16 protein-coding genes, 1 tRNA gene and 1 pseudogene are annotated in these 19,671 nt (G+C 67.1%); 9 read left to right on the top strand and 9 right to left on the bottom strand.

Features of this window, described 5'->3' with window-relative positions:
• Nucleotides 1-171 precede the first annotated feature (171 nt).
• Together LR394_RS00455 and LR394_RS00460 are read right to left on the bottom strand one after the other, a co-directional pair.
• Complete coding sequence (locus LR394_RS00455) at nt 172-1,722, bottom strand: ISL3 family transposase (RefSeq protein WP_331283028.1); 1,551 nt, start codon at nt 1,720-1,722, stop codon at nt 172-174.
• A gap of 466 nt (nt 1,723-2,188) precedes the next feature.
• A complete protein-coding gene (locus LR394_RS00460; protein WP_231438279.1) occupies nt 2,189-3,250 on the bottom strand; it encodes a hypothetical protein in 1,062 nt (353 codons plus the stop codon).
• 502 nt (nt 3,251-3,752) lie between these two features.
• On the opposite strand from LR394_RS00460, the gene LR394_RS00465 reads away from it, so the two are divergent.
• From LR394_RS00465 to LR394_RS00480, 4 genes are all read left to right on the top strand, one after another.
• The gene (locus LR394_RS00465) at nt 3,753-4,274 is read left to right on the top strand and encodes a pentapeptide repeat-containing protein (RefSeq protein WP_231438280.1); all 522 of its coding nucleotides are present in this window, start codon (nt 3,753-3,755) and stop codon (nt 4,272-4,274) included.
• Between the two features lie 210 nt (nt 4,275-4,484).
• Nucleotides 4,485-4,766 (top strand): hypothetical protein, encoded by a 282-nt coding sequence (locus LR394_RS00470; RefSeq protein WP_231438281.1) that lies wholly within the window; start codon nt 4,485-4,487, stop codon nt 4,764-4,766.
• 7 nt (nt 4,767-4,773) lie between these two features.
• The gene (locus LR394_RS00475; protein WP_231438282.1) at nt 4,774-5,064 is read left to right on the top strand and encodes a hypothetical protein; all 291 of its coding nucleotides are present in this window, start codon (nt 4,774-4,776) and stop codon (nt 5,062-5,064) included.
• Nucleotides 5,065-5,456: 392 nt separating this feature from the next.
• Nucleotides 5,457-6,362 carry a helix-turn-helix domain-containing protein gene (locus tag LR394_RS00480; protein WP_231438283.1) on the top strand — a complete coding sequence of 302 codons (906 nt, stop codon included), beginning with the start codon at nt 5,457-5,459 and terminating at the stop codon, nt 6,360-6,362.
• 502 nt (nt 6,363-6,864) lie between these two features.
• Here LR394_RS00480 and LR394_RS00485 read toward each other — a convergent pair.
• The 7 genes from LR394_RS00485 to LR394_RS00515 form a co-directional block, all read right to left on the bottom strand.
• A tRNA-Lys gene (locus LR394_RS00485) sits at nt 6,865-6,937 on the bottom strand.
• A gap of 233 nt (nt 6,938-7,170) precedes the next feature.
• Complete coding sequence (locus LR394_RS00490; RefSeq protein WP_231438284.1) at nt 7,171-7,872, bottom strand: hypothetical protein; 702 nt, start codon at nt 7,870-7,872, stop codon at nt 7,171-7,173.
• A 71-nt stretch (nt 7,873-7,943) separates the two neighbouring features.
• Complete coding sequence (locus tag LR394_RS00495) at nt 7,944-8,486, bottom strand: RNA polymerase sigma factor (RefSeq protein WP_231438285.1); 543 nt, start codon at nt 8,484-8,486, stop codon at nt 7,944-7,946.
• A gap of 214 nt (nt 8,487-8,700) precedes the next feature.
• Complete coding sequence (locus LR394_RS00500; RefSeq protein ID WP_231438286.1) at nt 8,701-9,345, bottom strand: GOLPH3/VPS74 family protein; 645 nt, start codon at nt 9,343-9,345, stop codon at nt 8,701-8,703.
• Between the two features lie 379 nt (nt 9,346-9,724).
• Entirely contained in the window at nt 9,725-11,059 is a 1,335-nt protein-coding gene (locus LR394_RS00505; RefSeq protein ID WP_231438287.1) for a hypothetical protein, read from the bottom strand.
• Nucleotides 11,056-11,739 (bottom strand): ABC transporter ATP-binding protein, encoded by a 684-nt coding sequence (locus tag LR394_RS00510; RefSeq protein ID WP_231438288.1) that lies wholly within the window; start codon nt 11,737-11,739, stop codon nt 11,056-11,058. The genes LR394_RS00505 and LR394_RS00510 overlap by 4 nt, the downstream gene beginning before the upstream one ends.
• Entirely contained in the window at nt 11,732-12,316 is a 585-nt protein-coding gene (locus LR394_RS00515) for a PadR family transcriptional regulator (RefSeq protein ID WP_231438289.1), read from the bottom strand. Before LR394_RS00515 ends, LR394_RS00510 begins: the two co-directional genes overlap by 8 nt.
• A 148-nt stretch (nt 12,317-12,464) precedes the next feature.
• On the opposite strand from LR394_RS00515, the gene LR394_RS00520 reads away from it, so the two are divergent.
• The 5 genes and pseudogenes from LR394_RS00520 (at nt 12,465) to LR394_RS00540 (ending at nt 19,562) form a co-directional block, all read left to right on the top strand.
• Nucleotides 12,465-12,950, top strand: a complete 486-nt coding sequence (locus LR394_RS00520; protein WP_231438290.1) for a hypothetical protein — start codon at nt 12,465-12,467, stop codon at nt 12,948-12,950.
• Entirely contained in the window at nt 12,950-14,290 is a 1,341-nt protein-coding gene (locus LR394_RS00525; protein ID WP_407936966.1) for a hypothetical protein, read from the top strand. Before LR394_RS00520 ends, LR394_RS00525 begins: the two co-directional genes overlap by 1 nt.
• Nucleotides 14,287-15,627 carry a VWA domain-containing protein gene (locus LR394_RS00530; RefSeq protein ID WP_231438292.1) on the top strand — a complete coding sequence of 447 codons (1,341 nt, stop codon included), beginning with the start codon at nt 14,287-14,289 and terminating at the stop codon, nt 15,625-15,627. The genes LR394_RS00525 and LR394_RS00530 overlap by 4 nt, the downstream gene beginning before the upstream one ends.
• Before the next feature lie 23 nt (nt 15,628-15,650).
• Nucleotides 15,651-16,761: pseudogene (locus LR394_RS00535) on the top strand (ATP-binding protein).
• The gene (locus tag LR394_RS00540) at nt 16,758-19,562 is read left to right on the top strand and encodes a DUF5682 family protein (protein ID WP_231438294.1); all 2,805 of its coding nucleotides are present in this window, start codon (nt 16,758-16,760) and stop codon (nt 19,560-19,562) included. The pseudogene LR394_RS00535 and the gene LR394_RS00540 overlap by 4 nt, the downstream one beginning before the upstream one ends.
• The last annotated feature ends 109 nt before the right edge of the window (nt 19,563-19,671 follow it).

Here is a 19,671-nt window from a genome sequence, read left to right on the forward strand (position 1 = left end):
CATTCAAGCTTCACGTCGGGGCCCTGCGGTGCGGCGTCGGTCGGTCTTCTTGACCATGGCCTGGGCCCAAGTCGAACTCTCCTCCCCCCACGTGCGTCGAGCATCGGGGTGCGGGACTGTCCGGGGAACGGCTCTGGCGCACAAACGGTGGTCGTAGCGCCCAGCAATATCTCAGTTGAGCAGGATGCGTTGCCGCAGTAGCGGAAACCCAGCTCTCCCGTACATCTGTCGTTTCAGGAGCTTGATCTTCGTGTTCGTGCCTTCGGTCGGACCGTTGCTGTACTCCAGACTCAGGGCCGCCGTGACTGCGGCCTGGTCCTGGCGCATGCCGGTGACGAAGCTGCTCAGAGGAGGCTGTTCGAGCGCTTGTGCGGCGTCCATCCAACCGGCGAGCTTCTCGCCGGCCCGGTTCATCATCATGTGAGCGAACTGCTTGATCAGATTGGCGGATTCGTTCAGGTGGGGACACAGGTCCAGGACTTCACTCAGACGCTCGGCATCGTGCTGAGCGAGATTCTCGGGCGCACTCATCAGCCAGGAGGTGACTTTTCGGGGACGGGCCGGCGCGTGTTCCAGATCGAGCCTGCCCTGGTTGATGTACCGGAACAGCAGATTCTGGCTGCCCGAGTATCCCTGGGCGCGGATCTCTCCCAGCAGATGCGTGATCGGCACCGAAGGCTCCTCGATCAGACGACGGCGCAGATAGTCGCGGTAAGGGCACACCAACGTCTGCCGGTAGCGTGGTGGGCGCTGCAGTTCCTCTGGCGTGGCCGCTCGCGCATACCTTTTCACCGTGTTGAAGCCCCAGCCCAGCCTGCGCCGGCACTCCATCAGGCTCAGCCCTTGAGCCAAGAGATCATGGACCATCCGATGGCGGGCCGCAGTTCGCTCGTCAATCGCCCGGGCGTGCCACATCTCATGCCTCGGAGGCTCTTTGAGCGCCTTCCCGACGGTCGGACGCCAGCAAGGCGTGTGAGCGACAACGACCTTCTCCACGGCCTCGCCCAGCCCGTGCCACAAGTGCCAGCGATCATTGACCTGAACCGCATCCGGTGCACCATCCCGAATGGCCTCAGCGTAAGCGTTAGAGCCGTCGCGACAGACGATCTCGACCCCAGGATGCGCCTTCAACCACGTGGCCAGGGTGCCCGAGAGCCGGTCGGGCAGGAGATCCAGCGGACGATGCGTACCGGCGTCGATGATGATCGTCGCGTAACTGTGGCCCTTGCGGATCGCGACGTCATCCACCCCCAGCACGGCGGGGACCGCTTCTCCCGCGGCCTGGGCCTGCTCGAACGGCAGCGGCAGCCCCATCACCACCCGCAGCACGGTATCCCGCGAGACCTGCACACCCGCAGCCCCCAGAAGCCGGGAACCCGCACGCCCAGCGGCCAGAATCCCGAACCTGGCGATCATCGACGTGACCCGCTGCGTGCTCCGCGCCCACCGCCGAGTCAGAGAAGGGATCTGCTCCCGGAACGTCCTTCGACCACAAGCAGCCTCGACGCACACCAGCCTTCGAGAACGTAGCTCCAGCAGCACGTTTCTGCCTGCGATCGCCACATCCTTCAACCGGCGACGACACCAGCCATGAACCCGGCGCGAGAGAGAACCACACGAAGGGCACGGCGCCTCCGCCGCGGTGGAGACCAACTCGATCCGCAGCCCGTCCCCATCCTCGCAAACCCCTTCCACCGCGACGGGCACCCCGGGAAACAGCACCTCACCAAGATCAACAGCGCACTCAGATCAAGATCACATAGAACGCGATTCACCGGAAATCGGCTGCTTCGACCACCGTTTGTGCGCCAGAGCCGGATTCCGGACAGTCCCGTCCGGGTGCAGCCCGTGCTTACCCGTGCTGCAATCCGTGCCGCTTACATGTACGGGCGTGACGCGGCGCTGAATGAGGGACCGGAATCCTCCGAGACCCCCGACTTCGATGCCTTCTTGCCGATCCTGTCGGCGTGGGTCGCCGGGGAGCTCGATGGGTGACGGCTCCGTCCAACATCACTCCACAGCGTCCTGCGGGAGGCATGTACTGATCTACGACGTTCTGCCGCCCGGTGGCGAACGCCTCACGATCCGATGAGCAGTTCGTTGGGGATGAGCCAGGGCAAGGGCACCGACTCTCCGTTCAGGCCGTGGTCGGGGCCGGGCGGCGCGATGACTAAGGCTGGGAAATGGCCTACCGCCCGGCGGGTTGATCGTCGGATGTGGACTTCTGCTGGGTGAGTGAGAGGGGAACTATTTGGCCATCCAGCAGCTTCGTGATCTTCGGCCCGTGGTTCTCTGCCTCCGTGATGATCGAGGTGGGCCGCTTCAAACAGAGGGTGTCGTAGAGCTTTAACCGCGAGAGGGCGAGCATGGCCGAGAAGCAGGTCGCGAACTGACCGGCAGCCTCGATCGCGCCCAAGTAGGCCAGCCACGAGAAGGCGAGAGGGGCGAGGGCCAGCAGAATCCAGAAGCCGTCGTCCGCCAGTAGCACCAGTGTGGCGAGGCAGGCCAGAGCGCCTACGGCACAAAGATTGACGCTCAGGTCGAGCATCTCCCGCGCATCCGAGACCTGGGCCTGCTGGCGCTCCTCGCAGACCATGGCCAGGTGCGGCGCGACGGTGATGGCATCCAGCCCGTACGGGCGCCCGGACGAGTCCTCCATCCGGCGCAGGGCGTTCCCAAGGCGAGTGGGCAGCACTCGCCGAGCGCTGGTGGGATACCCGGCGATCGCGGCGGTGGCGGCAGCGTCCTCGAGATAGGGTTGCAGATAGCGGTCCCCACGCCGCTTGTTCAACCGTCGTTCTCCCGCCCCCCGGACTCCGTCGATGGCGATCAACTGCGTTCGCTCAACCGGGTCCGGCTTGGTCCAAGCCTTCTCGCGATCGCCCCGCCAGGTGTTCAGGCCGAAAAGCCAGCAACGATGAACTCTGGTGAAGTGCTCGGTGACGCGGATCGCGAGCGTTCCGTGACCCCAGTAGCCTTCCAAGAGCTGAGTGAAGCGAAAAGTCAGGGGCAGCAGGCAGACACCGGTCGCAATCGATGCGGAGACCACCCAGCCCAGACCGGAGAGCCCAAGCGAGCCCAGGGCCGCGAGACCAGTGGAAGCCTGGAAAGGGCCGCACAGGGCGCCTGCTGTGAGAAGACCCGTTAGATAGACCACCAGGAGGGTCGCCGGAATCAGGGCGGCTACGCTGAAGTAGCGCCCGATCGAGCTACCCGCGCTCAGGGCGGCATCCAGCGGAGACCCGGCCACAAGCCAATTGTGAGCTAATCGGGGAACGAAAATGGGTGGTTCACAACGCGATCAGGGGTTCGGTGGAGGCGGCGGACTGTACGTGTAGTCCCGGTTGAGGGTCCACTTGTGCTTTTCCGGCCCTTCGCACTGCAGAGGGTTCGGCTGATCCCCGTCAAGATCGAATGCGCTCTCGCAAATCTGTGCGTGTCCTGCGCATCCCTTACCGTGGCTGTACAGCGCCTCTTCACATGGACAATCGGTGGAGTGCGCCCCGCATGGATCCATGGGCGCCCGGCACAGACTTCCTGCCTGGAGATGTCGCCTACCCGGGAGACCCGGGCCGGGTTGCAGAACCCCCTGCAGACACATCAACTGCAGAGCCACACGTAACGACTGTCTCAGACCTCGGATCACATTGATCACCCCGCCTGACCTTCGGTTTCCTCACTCCCGACCTTGACCGCGACAGACCCGCCCGCTTCTCAGACCAGGCTCAGCTCTTGCCCTACAGTCGAACGCCATGGCAGAGGTTGAACGGCCACCACCTCGGGTCGGCCTGGGCCGCTGGGTCCTCTTCGCCGTCGTCATGTTCATGGCCAGCGCGATCACCGCGTCCCTCATGCTGCAAGTCCGCCCATCCACGGATCCCTGTGATCTGAAACGGGTTCCGCTGATCCTGGACGGCTGCGACCTCACCCGGGAACAGGCGGCCCTTAGCACCACCGACCTGCGCGGGGCCTTCCTGCGCGGAGCCACCCTGGACGGGATCAACCTTGACAACCGGGATCTGCGCGGCGCCCACCTCGAGGGCGCATCGCTGCGAGCGGTTTCATTGAGCGGAGCGAAGCTCACCGGATCCTGGCTTTCCGGGGTGGACCTGACCGGCGGCACCCTGACCCGGGCCTGCCTGCGCGCAAGCCGCCTGGAGTGGGCCGACCTGACCGACGTCAAGCTCGACGGGGCCGACCTGACCGGGGCCGATCTGGTGGGCGCTCAAGGGGTGAAAGGTCTCCTGCCCAAGCCCGGGCCAGGGTGCGGTTAGGCGGGCTGGCCCACCTGTAAGAGCTCCTGCACAATCCGGCAGACGTCACCCGCTCCCGCGCGGCGGCATCCCGTCGGCGCGCATGAAACAGGCAGCGCACCGGGAATGGCCAGCTTGTGGATCATCACAGATGGCTCGCCCCGACTCCATCCCAGGCGCGGAGACTGCTCTGGGCTGAAGCGCGACTTCACCGGGATCTACGATTGCGATATGTCGCTCCGCTGGACCCGCGCTGAACAGCAGGTTCGCTCCCTCGACCGCCTCGTCGATGCCTTCGGGCTAGACGAGACCCATGACTGGTTGATCACCATCACCGCCGAGCAGGTTGCCTGCACGCTGGAAGGCGAACCGCGTCTCGCTCTGGACGCTGACCTCGCAATCGAGGGCGCCAGGATTCAGTACGAAACCTGGCCTAACCGGTCGGTCGGGGCTTGGCGCATCGAGATGAAGCCTGGCGGCACGAACTTCTACCCGGCGACAGCCGGACTCTAGGGGCGTCATGAACCTCTATCACCGCACTACCCTGGCCGGCCGTTCGGGCATCGAGAAGGAAGGGTTCCGGCATCGGGACCCAGAAAATGGTGGCCCGGCTTGGGGCAGCGAGTACCGAGACGTGTTTTGGTTCGCAAGGAGCAAAGAGATTGCCCGAGAGCGGACCGGTTGGAGCGGCGCTTGGGTAATCGTCACTGTCCCCGATGACACCCCTGCTGACCCGGACAACGCCGACCTGTTCGGGCTGAGCAAGGAGCTGGTGAACTCGCTCGAGCACCGGTTCGAGGACGGTGACTAGCGCGAGGGCGTCTGGACGCCACGATGGCCTCGAGACCGCGGCGGCGGGGCCATGTTTTTGTTTGCTGCTGGTCGGCGCGCTGACCCACACCGCTTGATGGACGGCTCACCACCTGCAACAGGATCCCTCCCGCTGGCCGAAGGGCAGCCGGTCTTGCCCGCGTGCGCCTAGCGTCTTGCTGGTTGGTTCGGGACGAGGTTGCGTGGCATGGGCGTCAGCTCACGTGGTCAGGCCGCCTGAGCGCCCAGCCCACCTAGAGACTTCCGCTCCGAAAATAGTCCGTGGGTTGATCGTGGGGCCGCCCCATAGGAGCATTTGAGAGGTGCCGCGATAGGTACCGGTTCAGGTTGGGCCCAAACAGGGATCTGGTGCCCTGAAAGGAGGTTGAGCTCGTGCGTGAAGCTAACCAGCAGCAGGGCGTGTCGAGGAGTGGCTTCACGTCGACGAGCGCCTCGCCCTCCAGGCCGGCATCGCAGGCCCAGGGGGAGGCATCCCGAGCCGATGACGCCGCACTCTTAACTCGGATCAACCTGGCTCACGTCGAGCGGCAAACCGCGGCACGGGTTCAGGCGACGAGGCTCGAGAGGGCATCCGGTGGCGAAGCGGACGTCTCGGATTGGGCATTCCGGCCGTGCCCGGAGTACGAGGTCCTCGCCCAGCGTCTCTACCGGTACGCAGTTCCGGTACTGAAGAGCATGCTTCGGACAGGAAGGATCCGGCAGGCGCTTGCTGACCGGGGGTTGCCCTCCGGAGGGCTGACAGCAACGGACACCATCCGTCTTCATTCCTCGATGGAAGCCCGAGATGCGCTGGCGATTGGGCTGATCATCGCGGGCGAGCACCTCTTCCGGACCCGGGTCATCCCCGAGAGCAAGTGGAAGGCCGACGGCGGGGCGAGCTTGGAGACGTTCTTCCTGACCGGGTGTCTCATGCGGTTCAGCGACACCGTCAGCAAATGGCGGAGCGAGCATCCTGCCTGGTCAGTCTGCGTTAGTGATGACGAGCTTGCTGCTTTAGTTCGTGATGTCGAGCCTGATCCAGCACAGCAGATCGCCGACCGGGGGTTGCTCCAGCAGATCGAACGGTTCGCATCGCCGACTGTGCGGCAGATTCTGCAACTCCTGGGGCACGGTCTGTCGGCAACTGAGATCTCCGACCAGCTCGGCATGAGTCCACGGGCGATTGAGGGACAGCTCTACCGGTTTCGTTCTTCGCTCCGCGCCGAGCACCGACGCGGCCGGTTGGACCTGCCAGATGCTTGGACTGCGGAACGACGTCCGAAGAGGGACGCGGCATGAAGATCGGGAGTATTACCGCGTTCGGTTCTAGCGCTGCGGCCGCAGTCGGAGGCGCGCCCGCGTACGTGCTAGTGATCTTGCTGATGGTCGGCGCTGTCACGGCGCTTCTACAGCAAGTCTTTCCCCAAGAGTCCGCCGATCGACTCCAGGTGTGGAAGCTGCTCATCGAAAAGCATTGGAGTGTCCCTAGCCGTCGGCCAGTCCGGTCGCGACGCAGCCAAGGGAGGCGCCGTAAGCATCGCGATCAGGGTGGTGGCGACCAGCAGTAGCCAGCCCCTGTTTCGGCTTGAACGGTGCCCTTACGTGCATGCGGAAGCCCAAGCGTGATCACGGCGGGTCACGAAGCCAGCGGGAAGCCTGGGGCGCGTCTGACTCGCTCGGGCCCATCGCGACGGCCTGGTTGGGGCTGAGACCGGGCAACCCTTCCCATACCCTTCCCAGAACGGGCCGGAAAGTGGTGAACCTGCGGATACGTTCAGTCGTATCCGCAGGTCACACGGTGTGGGCCCCCGGGGGATCGAACCCCGAACCCGCGGATTAAAAGTCCGCTGCTCTGCCGATTGAGCTAGAGGCCCACGGGACGACGACGCCCCGCTCCCCAGGCTAGGGGAGACGGGACCGGTCGGCAGCCGACCGGAGCGCAATCCCACCCACAGATTACCGTGCGGTACTCCGAATGGTTGGACTACCCGTCGGTCGGATGCCTCATCGGGGCCAAAAGGTGACCGGTCGGGCTAGCGGATGGTGATCCGGATCCACGGTGGGCAAGGACTTCGTCACGCAGCGGACGCAATTAGTGTGCCGTAGATCACTGTCGCCTGAAGTAGAAGTCCTGGATCGGCTGGATGCGACTGGTGCCGTCCTTCAGGGTGATCTTGACGTCGGGGTTGGGCATGCCGCTCTCAGCAAGTTGGCCGAGCAGGGTCTTGGGACGACGTTCGGGCCACCAGGCGGCGAAGTAGCCATCCTTCAAGGTGGCCTCTGCGTACACGCCGCCGGCGTCGAAGCTGATCGCGGCGACATCGTCTCCGACCCGGCCGGTGGCCACGTATTGCACGCCGGCGAACAAGTCCACCTTCATCACGGTGCTGGAAGTGAGGGCATCCGCTGCAGCGGGTTCCTTCACGGCGTAGCCATTGATCTGCTGTCCACTGCCGTCATAGTTGGCGGGCAGTGGCGTCTCGTCGGTGAGCAGGCAGGTCACTTCGCGTAGGCCGTCGGAGGAAACGAGGTAGGCCATGCCGAAATGCTCACCCCGAGCTTCCACGATGCGGGCTTCGAACTGCTGGTCGGGCCAGGTGTTGCACTGCTTTTCCCAGTAGGTCCATTCCTCCTGCGTCACTGGCCGGGGCTTGGACGTCCAGTCCGCGATGGCCGCGTTGCTGCCTCCGAATACCGGAGCCAGGACCGTGCCGAGCGCGGCGATCGCGGCAGCCAGGAGATAGCGCGTGCGGTGCCGCCGTTTCCCGACCGGGCCGCCTGGGGACGTGGCTGTCACCTGGGCGAACACAGCCTCGGAGGGTCTGGAGGCAGGCAGGTGCCGGGCCGGGTCGTGACGGCGCAACTGCTGTTCAAGGTTCATCAGGCGTGTCCTTCCGCGCTGGTGGCGAGGCTGCTCGGGCCGGCAGCGCAGACGTGGGACAGGTGACGTTGCAGGGCGCGGCGGGCACGACTGAGCCGAATCCGGAAAGCAACCGGTGAGATGCCGAGTACGGCGGCGGCTTGCCCGGCGCTCAGCCCTTCCCACACGGACAGGCTCAGGGCTTCCTGCTGCGCCGGAGCGAGCCGTTGCCAGGAACTGACCAGGTCGACCGAGGTGGCCACCAGATCGTCATGCTCGAGGGTGTCGACGGCCGCGTGTTCGGCGATGCGCACCGCCAGAGCCCGCCCGCGGCGGTCCGCCCGATGCTCGGCCAGCAGCAGACGTCGGGTGATACCGAAAAGCCAGGCTCGGGCGTCGTCCAGTTCGTCCGGCAGGTCACCGAGTCGCTGCCAGGCCACCGTGAAAGCCTCGGCCACCACGTCCTCGGCCCGTTCCGGCGGGTGCAGACGCCGGACCACGAACCTGGTCAGGTCGGCGTACGTCTGTATGTAGACGTCCCGGAACCACTCGCTGTCGCTCACACCAGTACATGTCGCTCGGGCGCTCAACGTTTCAGGCAGATCTGGCCGACCGAAATCGTGCCCACGAGCGTCTTCCATGTGGTGTAGAGATCAAGAACCCAATGGTGGACGTCGGTACGCACCGAGCGGTCGCAACCGCACGGCAGCGGGGTGGCCGGGTGGGCCCGTATCGCCCGTAGGAGAAGGGCGATACGGACACCGGAGACGGCAGTTGTCAGCTGGAGATAGCGCCCATCGCACCGACTGCAGCGAGGCTGCGCATCGCGGCAGCGACGGCGTCGCCGGCCGGAGACTCGGCCGCGAGCGCGCGGATCTGGTCGCGCAGGTCACGGGCTGACCGGCCCGGCAGGTCTCGGCCCAGCACGGTTTTGTGGACGCTGAGGGCGAGCAGGATCGACAGGATGGTCACGTCGTGTTCGGCCACCGGACCGCCGTCCAGCGTCTGGCGGAGGCGGGCCCGCAGGTCCTGCTCAGGGCCAGGGTCGAGGGTGGGGTATTTGGCGGGCACGAGGCCACCGAGGAGGGCTTCGCGCAAATTGAGGACGCCCTTCTCGGCGAGGCGTTCGCCTACCGCTTTCTCCGGGTTGAGCTTTCGGTCGCGGACCAGCTGAGCGAAGGGCTTTCCGTCGAGTTCGACGAGCCGGGCGAGGGCGGTGTCGAGAACGGGGTCACCGGGCGGGGCGGGGTCCGTGACCTGGACCCGTTGGTGCTTGGTCCCGTCGAACGTGACCCGGCCGGCGGCTGCGAGGTCGGCGACAACGGCTGCGGTGAGGCCGATTCCGCGTTGTGTTCCGAAGCCTTCGCGGACACCGGTGTCGGTCGTCAGCAGGAGGAAGAGTTCCTCGCAGATCAGGGACATGTTGCTCCTTGTTTTCCGGCCCCTTCCAGGGGCGCGGCGGTCGGCCCTGGAAAGGGTGCTCAGACCGCACCCTAGATGCCGCCGATCCGCGGGTCGGCTTCGGGTCGATGGCCGGGGAGGCAAGCGCACGTTGGGCCAGGAACGGCTCAGAATTCTGATCGCCGAGGCCTTCGAGGCGTTGCTCAGCACCGAGCCGACGTTCGAGGTCGTCGCCCGGGTCGACTGCGGTGACCAGCTGCTCCCGGCAGTGGCGAAATACCGACCAGCGCCAGGGCTGGCTATGACCACCGGCGGTGGTCATAGCCAGGTTCGTTACCGGTGCGGGAGGAATGTCGTGCCCCTGGAGATCACGCGCCCACGACGTCCTTTGGTTGTAGCCCTAGACGGTGCGGAGGTTCTCCGGGCCCGAGGTGCTCAGGATCGCGGGCCGCACGCTCTGAGTCGCGATCAGGGCGGCCAGGGTCGCCGCCAGGACGGCGATCCCGATGGCCAGGGGGAAGGTGAGGAGCACCAGCGGCCAGCCGTACTGGACGCCGATCACGTATCCGTAGAAGCCCCAGCCCGCCAGCGCCCCGATCAGCGTGGGAGGGAGCGCGGCAAGCAGCATCTGACGACGGACGATCCTGGAGACGATGTCCGGCGACGCCGCCAGGGCCACGAAGACTGCAGTAGACCGGGCGTTGTCCAGGATCTGCTCAGTCGCCCCCACCACCAGGGCCGAGGTGGCGACCACTGCGGCCAGGACCGCCGCCAGCGTCACGGCGCCCATTCCGGCTAGATAGAACTGCCTACTGTCAGCGCTGTATTCACTGGTTACGTTGGCCAGCATCACGGAGACAATGCCGAACACCACCCCCACCGCGGCCATTACCCCGACAATCCGGCCGGGGGTACGCACGTCAGCCAGTAGACGCCGGGCCGCCAGCATGGTCAGCAGTCCGCCCTGTCGGGCCGCCAGCTTTCCGATGAGTAGGACCAGCCAGGGCCCCGCCGTGACCACAAAAGTGATGGCACCCAGGGGCAACAGCAGGAAGGCGAAGAACGAGTCGGCGTGGACGAACAGGAAGATGACCAGGGTGAAGACCAGCGAGGCGATCGGAGCAATGCTGCCGATCAGCGTCAGAGGGCGAGAACGCCGGCGGGTGAGGCCCAACGGCGACACGGTCGCGGGATGAGTGGCCTGCTGGGCGAGGAGACCCCCCGCCGCTCCAAGCACCACCACGAGCCCGATCCAGCCCAGGACCACAGCAATGCCCGGCGTGGGAAGAATTTTCGATCCCATGGGCATACCCGGGCCGAGCACTACCCAGAGCGCGATGTACACCGGCCCAGATGCCAGAGCGCCCCGTACGGCGGCCCGCGTCCCCTCCAGCAGAGCCAGCCGACGCAGGTCGGACCGGGTTGCCCCGGCCAGACTCAGCGCTGCAAGCCGCCGTTCGCGGGCCGCCGTACCCGTGCGCAACGCTTGGAGGGCGAAGAGCACGAAGGGGACGATCATTACCAGGACGCCGAACGCGGTCCCGGGCCGGAGACCGCCGTCGGACACGTAGCTGACGTATCCGAAGTCGTTCTGGGCCGTCAGGATCGCGATGGCGGCAAGGCTGAAGACGCCGCTGCCGGCCACGCCGAAGGACATCCGCAACGAACGGCGGCGGTCGACCTGGGTGCTGCGGCCCGACATCTCCCAGAAGAACTGGCGCGTGCTTGCGTTCATGCCAGCACCGCCTCAGAGACGATCACACCGTCGAGCAGATGGATCTCCCGGTCCGCCCGGGCCGCCACCGTGTTGTCATGGGTGACCACGACCAGGGCTGCACCGGCCTTGTGAGCCTCGGTCAGCATCAGGTCCAGCAACTGACGGCCGCCGGAGGAGTCGAGGCTGCCGGTCGGTTCGTCGGCGAGAATCAGCTGGGGGCCGGTGATCAGCGCCCGGGCCACCGCGACCCGTTGCGCCTGGCCGCCGGACATCTCGGCGGGTTCGGCTTCTGCCAGTTCCGTGGCACCGCAGCGCTCCAGCCAACCGGACGCCAGCTTGCGGGCCTCCTTGGGGTCGTGCCCCTCGAGAAGCAACGGAAGCGCGACGTTGTCAAGGCCGTTGAGTTCCGGCACCAGCTGGCCGAACTGCAGCACCAGGGAAAGCCGGCTGCGCCGCAGACGGGCCCGGTCGTCGTCGCTGGTGGCGGCCAGCGACTGGCCGAAGAGGTACGCGGTACCACTCTGCGGCCGGATCAGACCGGCCGCGACGTGCAACAGGGTGGACTTGCCGCAGCCGCTGGGGCCGGTGACCGCCAGCACCTCGCCCGGGCGAACGCTGAGGCTGACGCCCTGAACAGCAAGGGTGCGGTGGTAGGCGTGCTGGATGTTCTCCAGGACGAGGACCGGGTTCTCAGCCATGTTCCTGCTCCTTCGGCGGACTTGCATCGTTCATGAGGTGCACCGCGCCCTCGGCGGGGCCTGCGTTGCGGATCCGTTCTCCGGTCAGCTCGAGCCAGCGCAGGTCGGCGTCCAGGTGCTGGCGCCGATGGTCACGGGTGACCGAACTGCCCAGGTTCTCCGGCGCGCCCCGCTCCGGCTCGAGTGCCCGCATGGCCCGCAGGTGCACCGCTCGCTGCCGGGCCACCACGCCGCTCGGATCCGAGTTGAGGCGATAGGCCGCCAGGGTCTTGCGGATCAGCTCGTCGGCCGGGGCCCCGCCCGGGCCGTTCGGATCGACCGGTTCGGCCAGCCATCCCTGCGCCTGAGCGCGGCCGGTGGGGGTGAGTTCGTAGATGGTCCGTTCCGGACCGTCCGCCGTCTCGGTCTGCGCGACCTGGATCAGCTCATCGCGCTGGAGACGGGACAAAGTGGAGTACACCTGCCCGAATGCCAACGGCCGCAGACCCGAGAACCACTCGTCGTGGGCGCGTTTCAGGTCGTAGCCGTGCTTCGGGCCGGGGAGGAGGAGCGCCAGGATCGCGTCGCCGGTGGCCATGCCGATGACTATACACCGAGTACATACACTCGGTACATACATCAGGTTCATAGTGGCGGGCGGGTGACTTGATCCGATTTTGTCGGTGGGCTCCGATACAACTTCTTCCACCCGGAGGGGCCGGGCCAGGAAGGCAGGGGTTGTCCAGATGCAGCAGACCGATCCGGTGCGCCGGAGCACAGCGCCCCAGGTGCCACCGGTCCACCCGCGCAAGCTGAACAAGGTGCCGTTCGTCGAGTTCTCCGACGGCCGGCTGCAGGGGGTGGTCTCCAGCGGGTCCGACGTCACGCGGGTGTACGTGTCGTCGATCTCGGCCGGGGACCACGGGCTGGACTGCTCCACGAACAACAACCGGCCGTGCGGCGGTCTGGGCGCCAGCCCCTGCAAACACATCCAGTCACTGCTGGCCGAGGCGGAGAACCAGTTCGGTTCGGCCCGGGTGGCGCGCTATCTCGGGATCGAGGTGGCCGAGGGCGGGGGGTTGCTCGGCGGCCTGCACCCGGTCCGGGCGAAAGGGCAGGCGGCCGAGGTGTTCAGCAGTTTCCTGCGGCATCTGGCCTATCTGGAACTGCCGGTCAGCGTCGAGCCGCTGTCGGAGATGCAGTGGTTCCCGGCCGGGCCGGTGCAGCTGTGATCCTCGCCGACGCCCTGAACCGGGTGCCCGAGGGCCTGACCGAGGCGATGGCCCTGGTCGACGGGCTGGACGATGCGCTGGTCCACGGTCTGGGCCGGCCCGACGAGAGTCATCTGTCGGCGCTGGCGAATCTGGCTGCGGTGTTCGCCGGTTCGCCGCTGGCCGAGCCGGTGAACGAGGCCGTGGGCAAGATCGAGGCCGGGTCGGTCACCGACGAGCATCTGCTGGCCCTGGCCGGAGCCCGGTGCGCACTGCTGGGCGCCGCGCACGATGCCCTGCTGGCCGGACTGGACCAGGCGTTGAGCCGGACCCGGAGCGAACTGGTGGCGCTCGCGCCCCGCCGTTCGGCACCGGCCGGTGTGCGCTCGTGGCTGCGAGAGCTGGCCATCACCGGCTGGCGCGGGGTGGATCACGAGATCGCCGCGGCCGGCGCCCGGGCGGTGCCGGGCCTGTTGGAAGATCCGCAGTACCGGCGGCTGGCCGTACTGGTGGACGGCCTTGCCGCCGAACTTCGGGCAGCCGCCCCGGTGGCTACTCAGCCGCAGGTCCCGGCCCGGCGCTGGGCTGATCTGTGGGCCCGGGCTCTGCTGACAGCTCAGGCCGATGTGCCGGTTTCGCCGGTGAACGGCCGGTTCCTGATCCTCGGCGCCGATCTGCGGGAGCACCCCACCGCCTTCCAGGTTCAGGTGCACGGCCTGCTGGAGTCGGGTGCGGAGGTTCGGCTGGCCCGCACATCGCTCACCGCGGCCAAGGTCGACACGATCACCGGTGCTTCGGTCTGGCGTCTACTCGAAGACTTTCCGGTGCTGCTCACCGCGCTCGCCAAGCACCAGTCCGTCGAGCTCACCGGCATGCCGCAGACCGCCTTTGGAGACCTGCTCTGGGACGATTCGCGCGCCGTGGCGGGAGAAGTCACCGATCCGTTCGCGACGGCCCGGGTTCGGCTCGGCGGTGCCGTTGCCGCTTCGGTGGCACCGCTGGAACGGCATCCGGCCGCCATTCTCGAGCCCGTGCTGCTGGAGGGGTATCAGACCGGCGAAGGCCGCATCGATCTGGGCGGCGCCGTGCTCGACGTGGATCCGCTGCCCGCGGCCGGGCCGATAACCCCGGCCATGGTCGCCGCCTCGAGCGCCTGTATCGGGCTGTTGCGGCACGATACCGGTGGTTGGTCGGTCCGGCCACTGGCAGTCCAGGCGCTGGTGCGCAAGAAGCCGGTCGAGGCTCATACCGGCGACTGGGCGCTGGGCCCCACCGAACCGAAGGCGGCCAAGGCCGAGGCCCTGGCCGGCGCCGCGGTGGAAGTGCTGCGCGAGCGGGCAGGAAGGTTGCTGCGCAAATGACCGACTTGCAGGCTGAAGGCCCCGGAGACGAACCGTCGGCGGCCGAGAACCGTCGCCAGGTGCTGTACTGGCGTCTGCTGGCCAGGCTTTTCGACCCGGATGAGCAGCCCGCGCTGGAAACCGCCAGCGTCGCCGTCGTGGACGATCTCGACCTGCCGTCCGCGCTGCTCGACCCGGGCACCTCGGTGGACAACCTGGTGCAGCGGTTCCCGCATCTGGAGGCCGAGTTCGACGGTCTGATGGCCGAGGGCGCTGGGGCGGACGGCGACAAGGACGACGAGGTCCGCCGGGCCGCGCTGGTCTCCAAGCTGCTGCTGAACGTGTTCGCCACCGGCAGCGGCAACGTCACCGCCGGGCAGCTGGGCCGTTGGCAGTCCGACGCCGGCTGGTTCGAGCGGGCCTGCGGTTTCGGCCCGGGCGAGATGCGCGGCCAGGGTTCCGGCAACGGTCTCGGCCCGGTGCTGGCCGGGATCGAGGGCGACCTGGTCAGCCGGATGAAGCTGCGCGAGGTGCTGGCCAACAACGCCCTGGCCCGGCAGCTCACGCCCAGCATGTCGCTGATCGAGCAGCTGCTGCGCGACAAGAGCAACCTCGACGGGGTGGCCCTGGCCAACGCCAAGGCGCTGATCAAGAAGTTCGTCGACGAGGTCGCCGAGGTGCTGAAGACCCAGGTGGCGCAGGCCAGCGCGGGCACGGTCGACCGAACGGTGCCGCCCAAGCGGGTCTTCCGCAACCTCGACCTCGACCGGACGATCTGGAAGAACCTGCCGAACTGGAGCCCGAGCGACGAGAAGCTCTACGTCGACCGGCTGTTCTACCGGCAGACCGCCAAGCGGATCACCCCGGCCCGGCTGATCGTGGTGGTGGACCAGTCCGGTTCCATGGTCGACTCGATGGTCAACTGCACCATCCTGGCCTCGATCTTCGCCGGTCTGCCCAAGGTCGACGTGCACCTGATCGCCTACGACACCCGGGCCCTCGACCTCACCCCCTGGGTGCACGACCCGTTCGAGGTGCTGCTGCGCACCAACCTCGGCGGCGGCAACGACGGGCCGGTGGCGATGGCCCTGGCCCGGCCCAAGATCGCCGACCCGCGCAACACCGTGATGGTCTGGATCTCCGACTTCTACGAGTTCGACCGGTCCCAGCCGCTGTTCGAGGGGATCGAGGCCGTGCACCGCTCCGGAGTGCGTTTCATCCCGGTCGGCTCGGTCAACAGTTCCGGTTCGCAGAGCGTGAACCCCTGGTTCCGGCAGCGGTTCAAGGATCTGGGCACCCCGGTCCTGTCCGGCCACATCCGCAAGCTCGTCACCGAGCTCAAGAACTTCATCGCCTGAAATCCGCTGAGGAGAAGACTTCCATGAGTGACCTGCTGCGCGCCCCGGCCGAGGCCAAGTACGCCGAGGAGCTGGACTGGCTCGAATCCGTCGACCGGTACCAAGCCGTTCTCCTGGCGGCTCAGCCCGAAGATGGTGCGGACCTTCGTGCTCGGCTCGGAACGGGCCGACGGCCTGGAGCGCGAGATATCGCAGAAGTGGTTCGGTGACCGCAGCATCGTCGAGCGGGCCATCGTCACCCTGGCCTCCGACCGCGGTCTGCTGCTGATCGGTGACCCGGGCACCGGCAAGAGCTGGCTGGCCGAACTGCTGGCCGCCGCGATCAGCCGTAACTCCACCCTGGTGGTACAGGGCACCGCGGGCACTACCGAGGACCACATCAAGTACTCGTGGAACGTCTCGATGGTGATCGCCAAGGGCCAGTCCCGTGAGTCGATGATCCCCTCGCCGATCATGACCGCGATGGAGGGCGGAGTGATCGGCCGGTTCGAGGAGCTCACCCGTTCCACCAGCGACGTGCAGGACGCGCTGATCTCGATCCTGTCCGAGAAGTACGTCTCGATCCCGGAACTGGACGACGACAACATCGTCTTCGCCAAGCCCGGCTTCTCGGTGATCGCCACCGCCAACAGCCGCGACCGGGGCGTCAACGACCTGTCCTCGGCGCTGAAGCGGCGGTTCAACTTCGTCCGCATCCCGGTGGTGACCAACAAGAAGAGCGAGACCGAGATCGTCCGTTTCCGGACCGAGGAACTGCTCCGCCGGCACGCCATCGACCTGGAGGTGCCGCCCACCCTGTTCGACGTTCTGCTGCAGAGCTTCGCCGACCTGCGCGCCGCCGCCGAGGCGGCCAAGAGCGACGACGAGAAGCTGGAGTCCTCGCTGTCCACCGCCGAGCAGATCGGCGTTCTGGAAGACGCGGTGCTGCACAGCACGTTCTTCGGCGAGAAGGCGCTCACCGCGCAGACTCTGGCCAGTTCGCTGGTGGGCTCGCTGGCCCGGCGCAGCCCGGAAGACCTGGCCATCCTGAACACCTACCTGCACGGCGTGGTCGAGCCGCGCAGCAAGGCCGAGGGTGGCCCGTGGGAGGGCTTCCTCGAGGGTGGTCGTCAGGCGATCAGCGCCCTGTCATGAGCCAGACCTTCGCCGCGCTGCGCGGGCAGCTTCTGGACGCTGCCGAGGCCTTCGCCGAAGGCCCGGCCGTGCTCCCGGAAATTCTGGAAGGCCTGGTCAGCGACGTGGACCACGCCCTGGCCGAGCCGCTGGAGATCTTCCCGGTCTGCCATCACTCACCGGCCTCGGCCCTGGCGATGGGCCGGCGGCTGCGCCAGAAGCAGCCGAAGGTGATCTACCTGGAGCTCTGCGAGGACCTCGAGCCGATCCTGACCGAACTGCGCAACTGCCGGCTTCCGGTCGCGGTGCAGGCGTTCGCCTCGCAAGTGCAGGGTTTCCCGGCCGCCTGGAGCCCGCTTAACGTGATCGCGCCGATCACCGAGGCTTCTGCGGAGTACCAGGCCATCGCGTATGCCCTGGAAACCCCCGGCGTAGAACTGGTGCTCGTCGACCGCTCGGCCGATCACGTGTTCCAGTGGCAGCCCCAGGAGGAGCCGGAAGAGAAGGAAGCCCCGGAGGAAGACCTGCACGGCGCCGCGGTCGGGGTGGAGATCGGCGATCTGCGGCCGCGGTTCGCCGAACTGGAGCAGTACCTGATCCATCACGGCAAGGTGCGGCACTGGTCGGAATGGTGGGACCAGTTCGTCGAGCAGCCCCTGGCCGATGCCGACTACGACACCTATCGCCAGGTCATGGCCCTGATCGGCAGCCTCTTCCGGCGGCTCACTCCGGAAGGCAGCCCGAACCTGGTCTCGGACGAGAATCGCGAGCGCTACATGTGGACGCGGATCCGCGCCCACCTGGCCGAGTCCGGCCTCGACCGGTCCGAGTGCCTGTACGTGTGTGGTGCCTTCCACGCCGTCAGCCGGGTGGAGGAAGCCGGTTCTGCCCCCGATACACCCGATCTCGAGATCACGCCGCGCACCGGCACGCAGTGGCTGTACGGGCTCATCCCGTCCAGTCATTCGGCGATCGAGGCGCAGTTCGGCCTGGCTCCCGGTTCGGTGTCGATCGCCGCTGCTACCTGGGAGAAAGGGCTCAAGCGCTCGAAGCTCACCCCGTTCCGGCTGGAGGGCCAGAAGGGTGGCCGCCGCAAGGCCGCGAAGCCTCTACCACTGCCCACCCCCGATGCCCCGGTCACGGACAAGCTCACCGAGTATCTGGCCACACCGGGGGCGGCGGCCGGGCTGGACAACGACGAACTGCGGGGCTGGTGCGTGGACATCGTCCGGCTGGCCCGCCGCAACGGTTACCTCTCCAGCACGGCCGATGCGATCGCGATCTACCAGACGTCCGTACTGCTGGCGAACCTTCGCGGACGTCAGCGGCCCACTCCCTACGACTTCCAAGACGCCGCGATCACCTGCATCGAGAAGGACGTGGTGCCGGGCCGGCGAGACGTGCAGCACCTGTGCGAGATCCTGCTGGGCGGCGACAAGGTCGGCCAGGTCGGTTACGAGGCGCTGCCGCCCCTGGCCAAGGATGTCCACGACCGGCTCGAACCGCTGGGCATCGACCTGCAGAAACGCACGATAAGCCGGGCCTTGATCGACCTCTCCGCCCAGCCCGGGCTGGCTCCTTGCTCCCGTCTGCTCTGGCGCCTGCAGTATCTGCTGCCCGGTCATGCGGTGCGCACGGTGATGGGCTCCCGGCGGCTCGGGGAGAAGTCCGTCCAGGAGAGCTGGGACCTCGATCTCGGACGACAGCAGCGCACCTTGATCGAGCTGGGCTACGAGGGCGTCACCGTCGAACAGGTCCTCGAGCAGCGATTGCGGCGAGCGGTACGGGATCCGAAGGCCACCGCCGCCGACGCCCTCGCCGCCGTCGAAGACAGCCTGCGGCTACTGGAAAGTCCACGCCTGACCGATGATCTAGGGCTACGGGCGGTCGAGCTGCTGGCCGGAGAACGTACGGTCGACGATGCTCCGCAGGTGCTGCACCTCATCCGTCGGCTCATCGCGTACTTCGAGAGCCCGGCCCATCCCGACGATCAGCTTCCGGCCTGGTGCCAGCAGTTCGTCACCGCCGGCTACGCCCACTACTGCACACTGCTCCCCACCACTTTCGCCGACGAGGAGACCGGCGTACGCCAGGTCGCCGCCATGCTGGGCTTCCTGTTCAGCATGGAGAGCCTGGCCCTGAGCCTGGGCTGCGAGCGCACCCAGCTAGAACTGGCCGTGCAGCAGTCCGCGCCACAGACCCCGGCCAAATCGGCGCTGTTCTGGGCGGCCCGCCACCAGCTCGGCGGACTGCCCCTCGCCGAGCTCCGCCACAAGTGCGACGAACTACTGGCCAACCCGCTCGTCGTACCCAGCTTTCCGCAGTACGTCAGCGGTTTCGTGCACGCCATGGAACCGGTGCCGCGCCTCGCCCCCTTCGTGGTCGAAACCCTCTCCAAGGCGTTCGCCCGCCTGCCCGATCCGGTGCTCCTGCCCTGGCTGCCCAACCTGATCACCACGCTGAAACAGGATGCCGCCGAACTGGTCCCGGTGCTCACCCGCGAGGCCGGACGCACCTTCCCTGGCCAACTACCCGCGCTGGACGCCTGGACGGCCCCGTGGAACCGCCCGGCCCGAAAGGTGGCACCGCGGTCGGCTGCTCTGGACCGAAATGGAGACCCAAGAGCCAGAATGCTTTTGGACGCTCACCCGGCTGCCGCTCTCGGCGTCGCCGAGCTTCTGGGGGTGGCTGGGGAATGGCAGGCTGCACCCGCCGAGGATCTGGACTTGGCCTCAGCTGCATCGGGAAGTGGCCCGGCGATGGCGCTGCTCGCTACCTACCCGGAGTCGGCCAAGGCGGCTGCCGGACTGATCGGAGGCTGAAGCATGGAGGGTGAGCGACCTGGCGGTGATGAGAAGGCTGCGGTGAAGAGAAGGCCCCGCGCGAAAGGGCCAAACATGCCCGGCAGCTCCGCCTCGGTAAGCATGGCCG

Origin of the sequence: Kineosporia babensis (assembly GCF_021129305.1) — a bacterium.
Classification (GTDB): Bacteria; Actinomycetota; Actinomycetes; order Actinomycetales; family Kineosporiaceae; genus Kineosporia; species Kineosporia babensis.